Origin of the sequence: Methylophilus rhizosphaerae, from assembly GCF_900100975.1 — a bacterium.
In the GTDB taxonomy this organism is placed as follows: Bacteria; Pseudomonadota; Gammaproteobacteria; order Burkholderiales; family Methylophilaceae; genus Methylophilus; species Methylophilus rhizosphaerae.
The window spans coordinates 462,037-477,534 of the sequence record NZ_FNFX01000001.1; the positions used below are offsets into that span (position 1 = coordinate 462,037).

At 51.8% G+C, this 15,498-nt stretch carries 18 protein-coding genes and 1 tRNA gene; 2 read left to right on the forward strand and 17 right to left on the reverse strand.

Features of this window, described 5'->3' with window-relative positions; translation table 11 throughout:
* From BLP53_RS02180 to BLP53_RS02260, 17 genes are all read right to left on the reverse strand, one after another.
* On the reverse strand, positions 1–630 hold the full coding sequence (locus tag BLP53_RS02180) for an NADH-quinone oxidoreductase subunit J (protein WP_091469212.1): 630 nt from the start codon (positions 628–630) through the stop codon (positions 1–3).
* Between the two features lie 18 nt (positions 631–648).
* Positions 649–1,140 carry an NADH-quinone oxidoreductase subunit NuoI gene (gene nuoI, locus BLP53_RS02185; RefSeq protein WP_091469215.1) on the reverse strand — a complete coding sequence of 164 codons (492 nt, stop codon included), beginning with the start codon at positions 1,138–1,140 and terminating at the stop codon, positions 649–651.
* 35 nt (positions 1,141–1,175) lie between these two features.
* The gene (gene nuoH / locus BLP53_RS02190) at positions 1,176–2,204 is read right to left on the reverse strand and encodes an NADH-quinone oxidoreductase subunit NuoH (protein ID WP_091469217.1); all 1,029 of its coding nucleotides are present in this window, start codon (positions 2,202–2,204) and stop codon (positions 1,176–1,178) included.
* A gap of 1 nt (position 2,205) precedes the next feature.
* Entirely contained in the window at positions 2,206–4,638 is a 2,433-nt protein-coding gene (gene nuoG, locus BLP53_RS02195) for an NADH-quinone oxidoreductase subunit NuoG (protein WP_091469220.1), read from the reverse strand.
* 51 nt (positions 4,639–4,689) lie between these two features.
* Entirely contained in the window at positions 4,690–6,024 is a 1,335-nt protein-coding gene (gene nuoF / locus BLP53_RS02200) for an NADH-quinone oxidoreductase subunit NuoF (RefSeq protein ID WP_091469224.1), read from the reverse strand.
* On the reverse strand, positions 6,025–6,510 hold the full coding sequence (gene nuoE / locus BLP53_RS02205; protein ID WP_091469227.1) for an NADH-quinone oxidoreductase subunit NuoE: 486 nt from the start codon (positions 6,508–6,510) through the stop codon (positions 6,025–6,027).
* A 44-nt stretch (positions 6,511–6,554) separates the two neighbouring features.
* Positions 6,555–7,808: an NADH-quinone oxidoreductase subunit D gene (locus BLP53_RS02210; protein WP_091469230.1), complete on the reverse strand. Its 1,254-nt coding sequence runs from the start codon at positions 7,806–7,808 to the stop codon at positions 6,555–6,557.
* Between the two features lie 83 nt (positions 7,809–7,891).
* Positions 7,892–8,488: an NADH-quinone oxidoreductase subunit C gene (locus BLP53_RS02215; protein WP_091469235.1), complete on the reverse strand. Its 597-nt coding sequence runs from the start codon at positions 8,486–8,488 to the stop codon at positions 7,892–7,894.
* Positions 8,489–8,516: 28 nt separating this feature from the next.
* Entirely contained in the window at positions 8,517–8,996 is a 480-nt protein-coding gene (locus tag BLP53_RS02220; protein ID WP_018985714.1) for a NuoB/complex I 20 kDa subunit family protein, read from the reverse strand.
* A 6-nt stretch (positions 8,997–9,002) separates the two neighbouring features.
* Positions 9,003–9,359, reverse strand: coding sequence for an NADH-quinone oxidoreductase subunit A (gene ndhC, locus BLP53_RS02225; protein WP_425412885.1), 357 nt, complete (start codon positions 9,357–9,359; stop codon positions 9,003–9,005).
* 122 nt (positions 9,360–9,481) lie between these two features.
* A tRNA-Leu gene (locus BLP53_RS02230) sits at positions 9,482–9,566 on the reverse strand.
* Between the two features lie 8 nt (positions 9,567–9,574).
* Complete coding sequence (gene secG / locus BLP53_RS02235) at positions 9,575–9,919, reverse strand: preprotein translocase subunit SecG (RefSeq protein ID WP_091469241.1); 345 nt, start codon at positions 9,917–9,919, stop codon at positions 9,575–9,577.
* Positions 9,920–9,987: 68 nt separating this feature from the next.
* Complete coding sequence (gene tpiA, locus BLP53_RS02240; RefSeq protein ID WP_091469246.1) at positions 9,988–10,767, reverse strand: triose-phosphate isomerase; 780 nt, start codon at positions 10,765–10,767, stop codon at positions 9,988–9,990.
* 110 nt (positions 10,768–10,877) lie between these two features.
* Positions 10,878–11,957 carry an alkene reductase gene (locus BLP53_RS02245; protein WP_091469248.1) on the reverse strand — a complete coding sequence of 360 codons (1,080 nt, stop codon included), beginning with the start codon at positions 11,955–11,957 and terminating at the stop codon, positions 10,878–10,880.
* Between the two features lie 119 nt (positions 11,958–12,076).
* Positions 12,077–12,649, reverse strand: coding sequence for a YceI family protein (locus BLP53_RS02250; protein ID WP_091469251.1), 573 nt, complete (start codon positions 12,647–12,649; stop codon positions 12,077–12,079).
* Positions 12,650–12,668: 19 nt separating this feature from the next.
* Positions 12,669–13,241 (reverse strand): flavodoxin family protein, encoded by a 573-nt coding sequence (locus tag BLP53_RS02255; RefSeq protein WP_091469255.1) that lies wholly within the window; start codon positions 13,239–13,241, stop codon positions 12,669–12,671.
* A 30-nt stretch (positions 13,242–13,271) separates the two neighbouring features.
* Positions 13,272–13,982: a pirin family protein gene (locus BLP53_RS02260; protein ID WP_091469259.1), complete on the reverse strand. Its 711-nt coding sequence runs from the start codon at positions 13,980–13,982 to the stop codon at positions 13,272–13,274.
* A gap of 103 nt (positions 13,983–14,085) precedes the next feature.
* On the opposite strand from BLP53_RS02260, the gene BLP53_RS02265 reads away from it, so the two are divergent.
* Complete coding sequence (locus tag BLP53_RS02265) at positions 14,086–15,003, forward strand: LysR family transcriptional regulator (protein ID WP_091469263.1); 918 nt, start codon at positions 14,086–14,088, stop codon at positions 15,001–15,003.
* A gap of 36 nt (positions 15,004–15,039) precedes the next feature.
* Positions 15,040–15,495, forward strand: a complete 456-nt coding sequence (locus BLP53_RS02270) for a phosphate-starvation-inducible PsiE family protein (protein WP_091469267.1) — start codon at positions 15,040–15,042, stop codon at positions 15,493–15,495.
* Positions 15,496–15,498: the final 3 nt, after the last annotated feature.

The window sequence follows — 15,498 nt, forward strand, 5'->3', positions numbered from 1 at the left end:
TTATTTTTTCTCCTCTGCAGCCGGTGCTGGTTCTGGTGCCTCGACTTCGGCAGGCATGGATACAATACGCAGGCGGTCATTACGCTTCACTCTCACCTGTTCGGACGGATTCATGGATTTGCTGTCCCTGCGTTCACGTAATGTCAGCACAATGGCAGCGACCATCGCCACCAGCAGCACGACGGCAGCGAGTTCAAACGGCAGCAAATAGTCGGTATATAGCACCCTGCCCAGTGTGGCGGTATTACTGTAGTTGACAGGCGCCTCTGCAGCCTGGCCAGGATGCAGGTTTTTATCCGCCAGCACCATGGTCATTTCAACAATCATGAGCAGGCCAATAAACCCTGCCATTGGCAGGTACTCCCAGAACCCTTCGCGCAGCTTGTCGAGATTGATATCCAGCATCATCACCACAAACAGGAACAGCACCATCACCGCGCCCACATAGACCAGGATCAGCGCGATGGCGAGGAATTCGGCCTGTAGCAATAACCAGATCCCTGCCGCAGTAAAGAAAGCCAGTACCAGGAACAGTGCCGCATGTACCGGGTTGCGTGTCGTGATCACACGGATGCCGGAAAACAGCAGGATCGCTGCCAGCACGTAAAAAACAATATCAGTAAATACCATGATTTTTCCTGTCCGTGCTTATCGATACACTTTGTCCTGCGCACGATCTGCCGCAATTTGCGCTTCGTATTTATCGCCGACTTCCAGTAACATTTGCTTGGTATACACTAGGTCACCCCGTTTCTCGCCGTGGTAATCAAAAATACGGGTTTCCACGATGCTGTCTACCGGGCACGATTCTTCGCAGAAGCCGCAGAAAATGCATTTGGTCAGGTCGATGTCATAGCGCGTAGTACGCCGCGTGCCGTCGTCACGCTGTTCGGATTCAATGGTAATCGCCAGGGCCGGGCATACTGCCTCGCACAATTTGCAGGCAATACAGCGCTCTTCACCGTTGGGGTAGCGACGCAAGGCGTGCAAGCCGCGGAAACGGTTAGATTGCGGCGTACGCTCTTCCGGGTACTGGATAGTGATTTTCCGGGCAAAGAAATAGCGTCCGGTCAGGGCCATGCCTTTCAGCATTTCCCATAACATCAAACTGCCCAATGTATTTTTAATCGTGTTCAACATGGTAAGGTTTCCAAATTCTTTTGCCGTGCACGCCTCTAGTGGAACAAATAAGCCCACTGGGTCTGCATCATGGCCGCCACCACGATAATCCACACCAGCGTGATCGGGATAAATACTTTCCAGCCCAGACGCATGATCTGGTCATAGCGGTAACGCGGGAAAGTGGCACGGAACCACAAAAACAGGAATAACATAAAGGCCACTTTTACCAGCAACCACAAAATGCTGTCCGGCAGGAACGGCACCGGTGATAACCAGCCACCGAGGAACATCAAGACAGCCAGCATGGAAACCAGGATCATGTTGGCATATTCGGCCAGGAAGAACACCGCAAACGCCATGCCGGAATATTCAACGTGGAAACCGGCTACAATCTCAGACTCACCTTCCGCCACATCAAACGGCGCACGGTTGGTTTCGGCCACAGCACTGATGAAATACACCACAAACAGTGGGAATAATGGCAGGAAATACCAGTGCCAGAAACCACCCTCCTGCCCCATCACAATCTTGCCCAGGTTGAGGGAGTTGGCGCACATCAATACTCCGACCAGCGTGAAACCCATGGCAATCTCGTAAGACACGATTTGGGCGGCAGAGCGCAAGGAACCAAGGAAAGCGTATTTGGAATTGGAAGCCCAGCCGGCAATAATCACGCCATACACCGCAACAGATGTCATGGCCAGGATATACAGCAAACCGGCATCAATATTGGCCAGTACCAAGGTAGCGTCAAAAGGCACCACCGCCCAGGCAGCAAAGGCTGGCGCAATCGCCAGGATGGGGCCGATAAAGAACAGGGTCTTGTTGGAAGCTGTCGGCAGGATGATTTCCTTGAACAGCAGTTTCAGGCCATCCGCCAAAGGTTGCAGCAGGCCCCAGTAGCCGACACGATTAGGACCGATACGGACCTGCATAAAGCCGATGACCTTACGTTCAGCCAATGTCAGGTAGGCAACGCAGATCATCAATGGCAACACAATGGCCACAATCTTAATCAATGTCCATACCACCAGTTGTACATCTGCCCAGTAGGAACCAAATAATCCAGAAAAGAATTGCATGTTATGCCATCTCGGTCAGTTGTTTTTCATACACTGCCACATCTTCTGCTGCGGCTTTTTCAATCGTGATATCACCCATCAGGTCACCCAGGCCTGCGGTCAGCGGATGCGCTGCCGCTACCCGCACACATCCTTTAGCCACATGATTGTCCACACGCACCTTCAATATCGCGCTGCCTTTATCCTGGCGGGCTATAACGACATCGCCATCTTGCAGGCCCAGCTCTGAAAGCTGGTCAGCATGCATGCGTGCCATCGGCCGGATGTTGTACTTGGTTTTCTGTAAAGGTGGCGAGCGACGCACAATCGGGTCAAATTCGTATTGGGCCACTTCGCCAATGCGCTGCAAGCCTTCTTTCTTGATATTGACCTGGATCTCAACCAGCTCTTTCAAGTTGTTGTTCAGGCTGCGCCAGACCACCGCTGAAGGTTTCTCGCCGTTGAAAATCACGTTTTTCACTTCTTCTGAGCTGTTGTAATCAAAACCAGGCAACCCTAATGTATTCGCCAGTACGCGCAATACCTTCCAGCCAGGACGGCACTCGCCTAAGGGGCGTGTCACGGCCTGGAAGCTTTGCACACGGCCTTCCATGCTCATGAAAGTACCAGAAGTTTCAGTAAATGGCGCAATCGGCAACAGGATATCCGCATTTTCCAGCGCAGGTGATTTATACGCAGTCAGCGCAATCACACATTCTGCCTTCGCCATTGCCTCACTGGCCAACGCCGCGTGCTGGCAATCCAGTTCTGGTTCGATATTCAGCAATAAATAAGCTTTGCGGGGTACTTCGATCATGGCGCGCGCATGCATACCAGTCGCGGAAGGCATCACCCCCATCAGGTGCATGCCGGTACTGTTGGCAGCCGGTGGCAGGATACCGCCCTTGGCTCCGCAGATACCACCAATGGCTTCAGCCATACTGTACATTTCGGTAAAGCGCGGATCACTGAGCGCCATATTGCCCAGGAAAATACCTACTTTAGGTGCGATCAGAATCACATCTTCACGGATACCGGCCAGGCTCTCGGCGATTTTCTGGGTATTCGGGCGAACCCTGATTTCTTCCAGCAACTTATTCAATGTCGGTGGCAGGCACAGGGACAATTTCTGCAAACCGGACATGGCTTTCAGAATCTGCCCCAGCACATTCACCATATCATTCGGGCGCACAATCACTTTATGTGCAATGTCCATCAACGGGTCGTTATCGAGTGGGCTGACAATGCTCAGTTCCGCGCCATTGGCGACGGCCTTGCGGATGCGTTGTGCCAGTAATGGATGTTCGTTGCGGATATTGGAGCCGATCAGCAGAATACGGTCCAGCTCTTCAACTTCCTGGATATTGCAGCCCATCCATGGCGTACCAGTACGCTTGCCATCCAGGCGGAAATCGGTCTGGCGCAAACGGTAATCCACATTGCCACAACCCAGGCCCTCTGCCAGTTGCTTGATCAGGTAACCTTCTTCCATGGTGCTGTTCGGTGAAGCCAGCACGCCCAGGGCCTCACCGCCATACTGTTTGGTAATATCCTTGAGTTGGCCAGCGGCGAATTCAAGCGCGGTTTTCCAGTCGGTTTCCTGCCATTGGCCGTTGTGCCTGATCATCGGCACTTTCAGGCGGTCAGGGCTATTCAGGCCCTCATAGGAAAAACGGTCACGGTCAGACAGCCAGCACTCGTTAATAGACTCTTTTTCACGCGGCAATACGCGCATGACTTTGTTATCTTTGACATGCACTTCCACATGGGACCCCAACCCATCGTGCGGCGCAATCGAAGGTCTGCGTACCAGCTCCCAGCTGCGTGCAGAGTAACGGAATGGTTTGCTGGTCAATGCACCGACCGGGCACAAATCAATAATATTGCCACTCAGTTCGGAGTTGACGGACTGGTCAACATAAGCGGTAATCTCGGCATGTTCGCCACGGTTGACCAGGCCCAGTTCCTGCATGCCACCCACTTCCTTGAGGAAGCGCACGCAACGGGTACACTGGATACAACGTGTCATATCGGTGCTAACCAATGGCCCGATATTCTTGTTGAATACTACGCGCTTTTCTTCGGTATAACGTGAACCGGAGGCTCCGTAAGCAACCGCAATATCCTGCAAATCGCACTCGCCGCCCTGATCGCAGATCGGGCAATCCAGCGGGTGGTTAATCAGCAGGAACTCCATCACGCTTTGCTGCGCTTCCACAGCGGCCTTGCTGCGGGTATAGATTTTCATGCCGTCTGCAACGGGGGTTGCACAGGCTGGCAATGGTTTGTTGAACTTCTCCACTTGCACCAGGCACATGCGGCAGTTGGCGGCCACAGACAGTTTTTTGTGATAACAAAAACGCGGGATCGCAATCCCTGCCGCATCCGCAGCATCAATAATGGTGCTGCCGTGTTCGACCTCTAGTGGTTTGCCATCAATTTCAATATTTAACATGTCTGCTATCTCTAAAACTTATTCGTTGAGCTGGTCTCAAAAAATAGATTTTTACTTACCATCCACCATAGACTTGCCATGTTGTATGTAGTATTCAAATTCCGGGCGGAAATGCTTGATAAAACTTAGCACTGGTGTCGCTGCCGCATCCCCCAGCGCACAAATCGTACGGCCGGAAATGTTATTGCTTAAATCGGTCAGCAAATCCAGGTCTTCCATCTTGCCTTTGCCATTCACAATACGCTCAATGATGCGGTAGACCCAACCCGTCCCTTCACGGCAAGGCGTACATTGACCGCAGCTTTCTTCATAGAAGAAATAACTCAGGCGCTTGAGGGTTTTCACCATACAGGTAGTGTCATCCATCACAATCATGGAACCTGCGCCCAGGCTGGAACCGGCTTTGCTCAGGCCATCATAATCCATGGTGGCATTTTCAATCGCACTGGCTGGCATGACAGCGGTAGACGGACCACCAGGAATCACCGCTTTCAATTGGCGGCCTTTCCAGATACCGCCGGCCATTGCCAGCAAATCCTTGAAGGGTGTACCCATCCTGATTTCATAGTTGCCAGGTTTTTCAACATGGCCTGACACCGAGAACAGTTTGCTGCCACCAGAGTTGGGCACGCCGAGGTCTGCAAATGCCTGGCCGCCGTGCTCCATAATCCATGGAATCGAGGTATAACTTTCGGTGTTATTGACGTTGGTTGGCTTGCCAAATACGCCATAGCTGGCCGGGAATGGTGGTTTGAATCGTGGCTGGCCTTTTTTACCTTCAATGGATTCAATCAGCGCGGTTTCTTCGCCGCAGATATAGGCGCCGTAACCATGTACAGCGTATAAATCAAAGCTGAAATTGGTACCGAACAGGTTTTCACCCAGGTAGCCTGCCTCGCGTGCTTCCGCCAGGGCAGTTTCAAAAATCTCGTAATCCTGCCAGATTTCACCATGGATATAGTTGTAACCGACACGTGCACCCAGGGTATAGGCCGCAATCGCCATGCCTTCAATCAGTTGGTGCGGGTTATAGCGGATAATATCGCGATCCTTGAATGTACCTGGCTCCCCCTCATCGGTATTGCATACCAGGTACTTAGTGCCATCGTAGTAACGCGGCATAAAGCTCCACTTCAAGCCGGTCGGGAAGCCAGCGCCGCCACGTCCACGCAGGTTGGATACCTTCACCTGGCTGATAATTTCCGGTGCTTTGACTTGTTCGGTGACCAGCCGCTTGAGCTGCGCGTAACCGCCAAGCTTTTCATAGGTCGCAAGGGCTGCAGGATTCTCTTCTGTCAGCGTACGTAAAGTAACCAGCGTCTGCCCGGCCAAGTCAGTTTTGATAACAGTTTTTTTGTTTGCCAAAGTGCTCGAAGTCTTAGCCATTTAGTTGCCCTTGCCCTTCAACTCACTAATCAGGACATCCACTTTTTCAGTGGTGAGAAATTCGTGCATGTCGGTGTTGTTCACATGCAGCAGCGGTGCACCACCACAGCAGCCCATACACTCGCCTTCTTTCAGGCAGAATTTGCCATCGGCCGTGACTTCGTTAAATCCGACGCCCAATGTGTGTTGCAGATGCTCAACAATCTCGTCCGAGCCACGCAGCATGCAGGAAATATTGGTACAGATCGTAATCTTGTAATCACCAACCGGTTCCAGGTCATACATATTGTAGAAAGTGGCCACTTCCAGCGCGGCAATTTCCGGGATGCGCAGATATTTCGCTACTTCGGAAATACTTTCCTTGGACAGCCAGCCACGCTCCATCTGCACAATACGCAAGGCCGACATCACAGCTGCCTGGCGCCTGTCTTCAGGATACTTGGACAGTTCGTAGTCAATTTTCTCAATCGATTCTGTACTCAACATGCTTGTACCTTAACTATCTTTTCGATCCGGTTATCTGTCGACTTTTATCTGTCAATTTCGCCGAACACAATATCTTGTGTACCAATAATCGCTACCAGGTCGGCAATCATATGCCCTCTGGTCATTTCATCCAGTGCGGCCAGGTGTGGAAAACCAGGCGCACGAATTTTCAAGCGGTAAGGCTTGTTGGCCCCATCCGACACCATATAAATCCCGAACTCGCCTTTAGGATGCTCAATGGCGGCATACGCTTCGCCGGCTGGCACATGGAAACCTTCAGTGAATAACTTGAAATGGTGAATCAAGTCTTCCATATTGGTTTTCATGCCTTCACGCGGTGGCGGCGCCACTTTGTTATCATCGGTAATCACCGGACCCGGATTTTTGCGTAACCACTCGATACACTGCTTGATAATGCGGTTGGACTGGCGCATTTCTTCCACGCGCACCAGGTAACGGTCATAACAGTCGCCATTTACACCAAGCGGAATATCAAAGTCCATTTTGTCGTAGACTTCATAAGGCTGTTTCTTGCGCAAATCCCAGGCAATGCCGGAACCACGCAACATGGCGCCACTCAAACCCAGCGCCAGTGCACGCTCGGGAGACACCACACCAATACCAACGGTACGCTGTTTCCAGATACGGTTATCTGTCAGCAAGGTCTCGTATTCATCCACGTAAGTGGGGAAGCGATTGGTAAAGTCTTCAATAAAATCGAGCATGGAACCCTGGCGGTTCTCATTCAGTTTTTTGATTTCATCCGCACTACGGAACTTGGTGGTTTCGTGCTGCGGCATTTTTTCCGGCAGGTCACGGTAGACACCGCCCGGACGGTAATAGGCTGCATGCATACGTGCGCCAGAAACCGCCTCGTAAACATCGAACAAGTCTTCACGCTCACGGAAGGCATACAGGAACACGGTCATCGCACCCACGTCCAGTGCATGCGCGCCCAGCCACAACAAGTGGTTAAGGATACGGGTAATTTCGTCGAACATGACGCGGATATACTGTGCCCGCACCGGCACTTCCAGGCCCAGCATTTTCTCAATCGCCATCACATAAGCATGCTCATTGGCCATCATGGATACATAATCCAGGCGGTCCATATACGGCACGCTTTGCAGGTAGGTACGATTTTCTGCCAGTTTTTCAGTGGCCCTGTGCAGCAAACCGATATGTGGATCCGCACGCTGAATCACTTCACCATCCAGCTCCAGCACCAGGCGCAACACACCGTGCGCCGCAGGGTGCTGCGGGCCAAAGTTCATGGTGTAATTCTTGATCTCAGCCATACTAAATAATTCCTAGCTTGCCAGACTCGGCCAAACAAAAGGCAGAAGTGTAAAGAAAAGAGGAGAAACTGCCCGACATCCGCTTACCCATGGTGCGCCCCATCATCGCGAATCAGGCGCGGCACATTATTACGCGGATCAATCGTGACCGGCTGGTAAATCACACGCTGCTGTACCGGGTCATAACGCATTTCCACGTTGCCTATCATGGGGAAATCCTTGCGGAACGGATGCCCGACGAAACCGTAATCGGTTAGCAGGCGGCGCAGGTCGGGATGGTTTTCAAACATCATGCCGTACAGGTCAAACGCTTCGCGCTCAAACCAGTTAGCGACGGGCCAGACATCAACCAGGGTCGGGAATACCGGAAAGTCATCATCCGCGGCAAATGCACGGATACGCACGCGCTGGTTCAGGCTGATAGACAATAAATGTAATACCAGCGCAAAGCGCGGGCCTTCCCAGCGACCATCACCATAATCAGAATAGTCCACACCACACAAATCAATCAGCTGTTCGAACTTAAGCTCGGCATGGGTTTTCAGCTTGTCAGCCACGGCCAGCAAATGCGTCACATGCACTTCTACTGTAATTTCACCCAGCTTTTGTTCCAGCTTCGCCACGCCATCACCCAAGGCTAGCTTGAGCTGCGCGGACAAATGTTCGAGTTTTGCAGACATAGTGTGATTTCTTGGGGGAATATGGAGTTCAGGTTCTGGCGATGGTATTGGTGCGCTTGATTTTTTTCTGCAACTGGATAATGCCGTACAGCAAGGCCTCAGCAGTGGGCGGGCAACCCGGCACATAGACATCAACCGGCACGATGCGGTCACAGCCACGCACCACCGCGTAAGAATAATGATAGTAACCGCCACCATTCGCGCAGCTCCCCATGGAAATCACCCAGCGGGGTTCTGCCATCTGGTCATAGACTTTGCGCAAGGCAGGGGCCATTTTATTGACCAATGTCCCCGCTACAATCATCACGTCAGACTGGCGCGGGCTCGGACGGAACACGATACCGAAACGGTCCAGGTCATAACGTGAGGCACCTGCGTGCATCATTTCAACCGCGCAGCAGGCCAACCCAAAGGTCATTGGCCACAGGGAGCCGGTACGCGTGTAGTTAATCACCGTATCCAGCGTGGTAGTGACAAAGCCTTTTTCCAATACGCCTTCAATGCTCATTTTGCATCAATCCCACTCGAGGGCACCCTTCATCCACTCAAAGATGAAGCCGACCACCAATATAAACAAGAAAACCATCATCGCCCAAAAACCAGCCGAACCAATTTCCTGGATCACAACCGCCCAGGGAAAAAGAAACGCAATTTCGAGATCAAACAGGATAAACAGGATAGCGACCAGGTAGTAACGCACATCGAATTTCATGCGCGCATCTTCAAATGCTTCAAAGCCACATTCATAAGGAGAGTTTTTTTCCGCATCAGGTTTGTGCGGAGAGAGAATTTTACCGGCCAATAGCGGCCCCAAGCCAACGCCTAGGCCTACCAGAATAAACATCAGAATCGGGAAATAGTTTTCTAACACTGATTTGCCTTAATCGATCATGTTAACAAGTATTCACTGCAAACCCATCAGGTCTGACAAGCGCACACAAAAACACTCCCAAGCAAACACTCCCGCCAGCCAACGTCGCCAAACGCAAACACTGGTGCCGTCGGCGAGACTCGAACTCGCACGACTTTCGTCACTACCCCCTCAAGATAGCGTGTCTACCAATTCCACCACGACGGCCAAAAAAACTAATTGGGAATATCTTTGGGTGTATTTTCTACCGGCTGGGCTGGCTTGACAGCCTCACCTTCTGCCGGTGCTTGCTGTGTCAACGCGGGTTTAACCACGCTGCCAGAACCCGCTTTGTGACTGGACATAAAAGCCAGTGTCAAACTGGTTGCAAAAAATACTGTAATAAAAATCGATGTCAGCTTGCTGAGCAAATTGGAAGAGCCGGATACCCCGAACAGGCTACCGGAGGCACCACTACCAAAGGCTGCACCCATGTCAGCCCCTTTGCCATGCTGCAATAAGACCAGGCCAATCACGGCAGCGGCTGCCAGCACATGAATGACGAGAATGACGTTTTCCATATTCCTTTAATCCAATAATGTAATAACGATTTGGCTTTTGGCACTTTCGCTATCTAGCGATGATGCTGTTATACCGGGCTGGCCTGGCATATTTTTATAAATTGCTCCACATCCAGCGAGCAACGGCCAACCAACGCACCATCTATTTCCTTCTGATTTAATAATTGTACCGCATTTTGTGGGTTTACGCTGCCTCCATACAGGATTTTTAACGTAGCGGCAGCGGCCTGATCTGCACTGGCAACCGTATCACGGATAAACTGGTGCATGGAGACTGCCTGTTCCGCTGTCGCCGCCAGGCCGGTGCCAATGGCCCAGATAGGTTCGTAAGAAATAATGGCCTCTGTAAATGCCCCGCCACCAAACAGGCGGATAATCGTTTCCAGCTGCTTGCCGACCACGCGTTCCATCACGCCCGCCTCGCGTTCCAGCAGGGTTTCCCCCACACACAAAATCGGTGTCAGGCCATGGCGCTTGGCCATCATGAATTTTTCGGCAATATTCTCATCAGACTCACAATAGGCCGTGCTGCGTTCAGAGTGTCCAATAATCACATACTGTACCCCGAAATCACGCAACATGTCGGCACTGACTTCACCGGTGTAAGCCCCCTGCTCATACTTGGCAAGATTCTGCGCGCCCCAGGCGACCCGGCTGCCGGACAGCAATGATTGCATTTGTGCCAAGTAAGGATAAGGCACACAGACCACCACATCGGTTTGCGGCAAGGCCTGCAACCCTTGCAGGTAACCTTCAACCAATGCCTGGTTAAATGCCAGACTGCCATGCATTTTCCAGTTGGCAACGACAAGTTTACGAAAAGCGGAATGTGGTACGGAATGAGGCATGCAGAAATTAACTCACGATGTGCGGAGCAGTATTGGTTCGAATTTGCGTTGCGCGAATTCTACGCCCGCACACTGTGAGCGACAAGCCTGATGGCTAAAAACCGGGCAAATTAAACCGTCAGGAATGGGTAATCGGTATAACCGTTTTCATTACCACCATAGAAAGTGGCCGAATCAGCTGCATTCAGTGGTGCATTTCTGGCGTACCGCTCGACCAGGTCTGGATTGGCGATAAATGGCACGCCATACGCCACTGCATCGGCATGGCCACTGGCGATCACCGCATTGCCACGCGCTTTGTCATAGCCCAGGTTGGCAATATAGCCATTGCTGAACAACTGGCGCATCTGCGCAAAGTCAAATGGTTCAGACTCACCCCCGCCATGGATGCCACCTTCAACCACGTGCAGGTAAGCAAGGTTAAACTGGTTCAGCGCCCTGGTCACATAATTGAAAGTCTGTTGCGGCTGGCTGTCCTGCATATCGTTGAATGGATTGACCGGTGACAAACGCACGCCGACCTTGTCCGCACCTATCGTACCCACCACTGCCTGCACTACTTCCAGCAACAAGCGTGTACGATTTTCTAATGATCCACCGTACTGATCAGTCCGATGGTTGGTGCCATCGCGCAAAAACTGATCCAGCAGGTAACCGTTCGCCGCATGCACTTCCACACCATCAAAGCCCGCCGCAATCGCACAACGTGTCGCATGCACATAATCCTGGGCCAGCGTCGCCAGCTCAGCCTCATCCAGCGCACGGGGCGTGACAAAATCCTGCAAGCCTTCATAGGTGAATGCCTGGCCTGCTGGCTTAATCGCTGAAGGTGCTACGGGCGTCGCCTGGTTGGGCAACAAGCTGGGGTGGGAGATACGGCCCACATGCCATAACTGAATGACAATCTTGCCGCCGCTGGCATGCACGGCATCCGTGACTTTTTTCCAGCCGGCAATCTGTGCATCAGTATAAATCCCTGGCAAGGCCGGATAGCCATGTGCCATAGGAGAAATCGGTGTAGCTTCGGTAATGATCAGCCCGGCAGAAGCCCGTTGCTGGTAATAGGTCACATTCATTTCCTGCGGCACCCCTCCCTCGCCTGCGCGATTGCGTGTCAGTGGCGCCATCACCACACGGTTCTTTAAAGCGATTGCGCCTAATTTTGCCGGGGAAAATAAATCCAATGCCATAGAGATCTCCACTTTAATTTATTTTACTAAATGTATATTTTACGGAATGCTCACATGCAGGCCCGGTCACCCAATATTATCCAGATACCGGGCCCGCAGAACGATTAAATGCTTAACACTTACTTGGCTTTCACGCCTTCAATCAACAAAGTCACTTCAATATCATCGCCCACTGGCGCATTGGCACCGGTTGCCCAGCCAAAACCATAATCAGAAGCTTTCAAGGTGATATGGCCTTCAAATCCTGCACGCTGGCCGCCCCATGGGTCAGCACCATAGCCCAGTACGCGGATAGGAATATCCACCAGTTTAGTGACGCCGTGCATGGTTAAGTTGCCCTGCATAATGCCTTGCGTCTGATTGGAAGCGGTGATTTTGGTGCTTTCGAATTGGATCTGGGTATATTTGGCCACATCCAGGTATTTATCCGCCTTGATATGCTCGTCACGCTTGCCAAACCCTGTATTCACGCTGCTCACATTGATGGTGGCACGTACAGTCGCTGTGTTCAGATTCGCCGGATCCAGCGTAATCACGCCAGCCACATCGTTAAAAGTACCCGAAGTTTTGGAAACGACATGCCGGATACTGAAATTGGCAAAACTGTGTGTTCCATCGATATTGTAGGTTTCTGTTGCAGCCCAGGCCTGAGAGGCCGCCAACAAACTTACGGCCAAGAATATTTTTTTCACGTGTTTCTCCTTGTGATTGTTATTTGGATGATACAAACCGTTTGGTAATGGTCGCGACCCGCTCACCCAAATGTTCAGCAGTCAGTAAGTCACTCTGGATAGGCGCCAGGTCTGGTCCCTGATCTGAATTGGCCTGTGCCATTGCACCCAGAAAACCACCCAAACGATTTAAGTCGTTGACCGAACCATGACTGTGATTGTTCCCTGGCAGCAACCCCAAGCTTACCCAGATCATGCCATGCTGGGCTGCAAAAACCGAGAGTTGCGTCAATGTATTCAGCTTATCCCCGCTTTGGCTGGCAGAGGTCGTAAAACCTGCAGCAATTTTATCCTGCCAGTCCCGCGTGAACCAGGCTTTGGAACTGGCATCCATAAAAGCCTTAAACTGGGCAGAAGCCGAACCCATATACGTGGGGCTACCAAAAATAATCGCATCACTGGCCTTGAGCACATCCCACTGCTGCTGGGCCTCATCCACCGTCAAGAAATGGACGGTCACGCCTTCCACTTTAGCAACTCCCCGGGCAACCGCCTTGGCCTGCTCGCCAGTATGACCATAACCACTGTGGTAAACAATTGCAAGCTGTGTCATTTTTAACTCCTTTATATCATTCGATTAAAATTATGTATGAATCCCTGGTAAATCAAACCACAACACTTCACTTTCCTGCCGGGCGTGCATTTCCAGTTGCGTGGCGGCATCCGCTTTCAATGCATCGCCAGTTCCCAACCGCTGCCCGTCAATCTCAATCTCGCCACGCGCCACATGCATATAGGCACTGCGGCCTGCGCTGACTTCCAGAGGCAGGCTGTGCCCGGCTTCCAGCACCGTGGCACACAAAGTCACATCCTGATGCACTTTCAGCGAGCCATCCCAGGCGTCAGATGAAGCAATCAATGCCCAGCGATTTAACTTGCTTGCCAGAGAAATGTTTTTTTCTTCATAACCTGGCGGCAAATTCAAGACCGCGGGCTCAATCCATATTTGCAGCAAGTGCGCGGCCGTTTGCTCGGAAGCATTCATTTCGCTATGCCGCACACCTGTACCGGCGGTCATGCGCTGCACATCGCCTGCACGGATCACCGAGCCGTTGCCCATGCTGTCCGTATGGCGCAACTCGCCCGCCAACATGTAGGTAATGATTTCCATATCCTGGTGGCCATGCATGCCAAAACCAGTGGCTGGTGCAATCTTGTCATCGTTGATCACGCGCAATACTGAAAAACCCATATTGTCAGGATCGTAATAGCTGGAAAATGAAAAACTGTGAAAGCTCTCCAGCCAGCCATGATTGGCGTATCCACGCGCATTCGAGGGCCGAATATTCAACATTTGTTCACTCCTTCCGAAAATTTAAATGTATGATAAAAAAACACTTACGCATTTGATAGCAAAACATTTTGCATCACTCATTCAATTTTTTTGATGAATCACCATGGCCGTTAAACTTAGCCTTGAAGCCCTAGAAGTCATCGATACCATAGACCGCAAAGGCAGCTTTGCGGCGGCAGCCGAAGCCCTCTACCGCGTACCATCTGCGCTGACCTATACGATACGCAAGCTGGAAGAAGATCTGGGCATAGAATTATTTGACCGCAGCGGCCACCGTGCCACCCTCACCAAGGCCGGTGCCGAGCTATTGAAAGAAGGCCGTTATTTACTGGATGCGGCCCAAACACTGGAATGCAGGGTTCGCAGAATTGCAACCGGCGTAGAGACAGATATTGCAATTGCGGTAAGTGACCTCTTTGATTTCCAGCCTGTTCTTGACCTGCTGCAGGCGTTTTACCAGCAAGGCTTTGGCACGCGCGTCAAACTCTTGCGTGAAGTCTACGGCGGTAGCTGGGATGCGCTGCAATCCAACCGGGCAGATATTTCGATAGGTGCCCCTGGAGACTCTCCGCCTGGTAACGGTTTTGGTACCCATTTACTGGGCCAGCTGGAATTTGTGTTTGCCGTAGCGCCGCACCATCCACTGGCCACGATACCGGAGCCGCTGAATGCTGAGGATATTGTGCAGCATCGCATAGTTGCCGCAGCAGATAGTTCACGCAACCTGCCGCCTCGTACTTCCGGCATCTTGTCCGGCCAGGATACCTTGACCGTGCCTGATATGCATACCAAACTGCAAGCACAAATCTCCGGCATTGCCATCGGTTATTTACCCAGCCCCATGGCGCAATCGGCGGTTGACAAAGGCTTGTTGCTGATTAAACAGGTGGCAGAGCCCAAGCCGGTTGCCCCCACTTTTATTGCCTGGCGCCAGCAACGCCCGTCTGAAATGGGCAAAGCCATGCAATGGCTGCTCGGGCAACTTTCGCAACTGTCACTGGCGCAACTGCTGGTGAAATGATTTATCATTCCACCTCGATTGCCGCATGGAAATCTTATGTCACAAGAACAATTACCCGAAGAATTTGAACCACTGAACCGCATCGCCATCAAGGCCATGCTCTGGTTGAACGGCCTTGCGCACATCATCATCGGTTTGGCCCTGGCGATTTCCGTGGTCATGTTTACCTGGCTGTTTTTTCTTGACGTCAAGGAAGCCGCTTACGAGCACAACCTGGTACATGGCTTTTTACGTGCCTTGGGCACCCTGATGCTGCTGTGGTCCATCTCGGCCCTGATTTCTGCCGAAATCCGCTATCTGCGCGGACATAAACTGCTGGTCGAAACCTTTGTCGAAGTGGTGCTGGTCATGTTCCTGCGCAAACTGATTGTACTGCCGGTGCAGGATGCCGCTCCAACCTATGAAGAAATCGGCATCTGGCTGGCGGGCGCCTTTATCATGGGCCTGGTGTATATCCTGATCCGCCTTGCCGACAAGCCTGCCAAACCATAACGC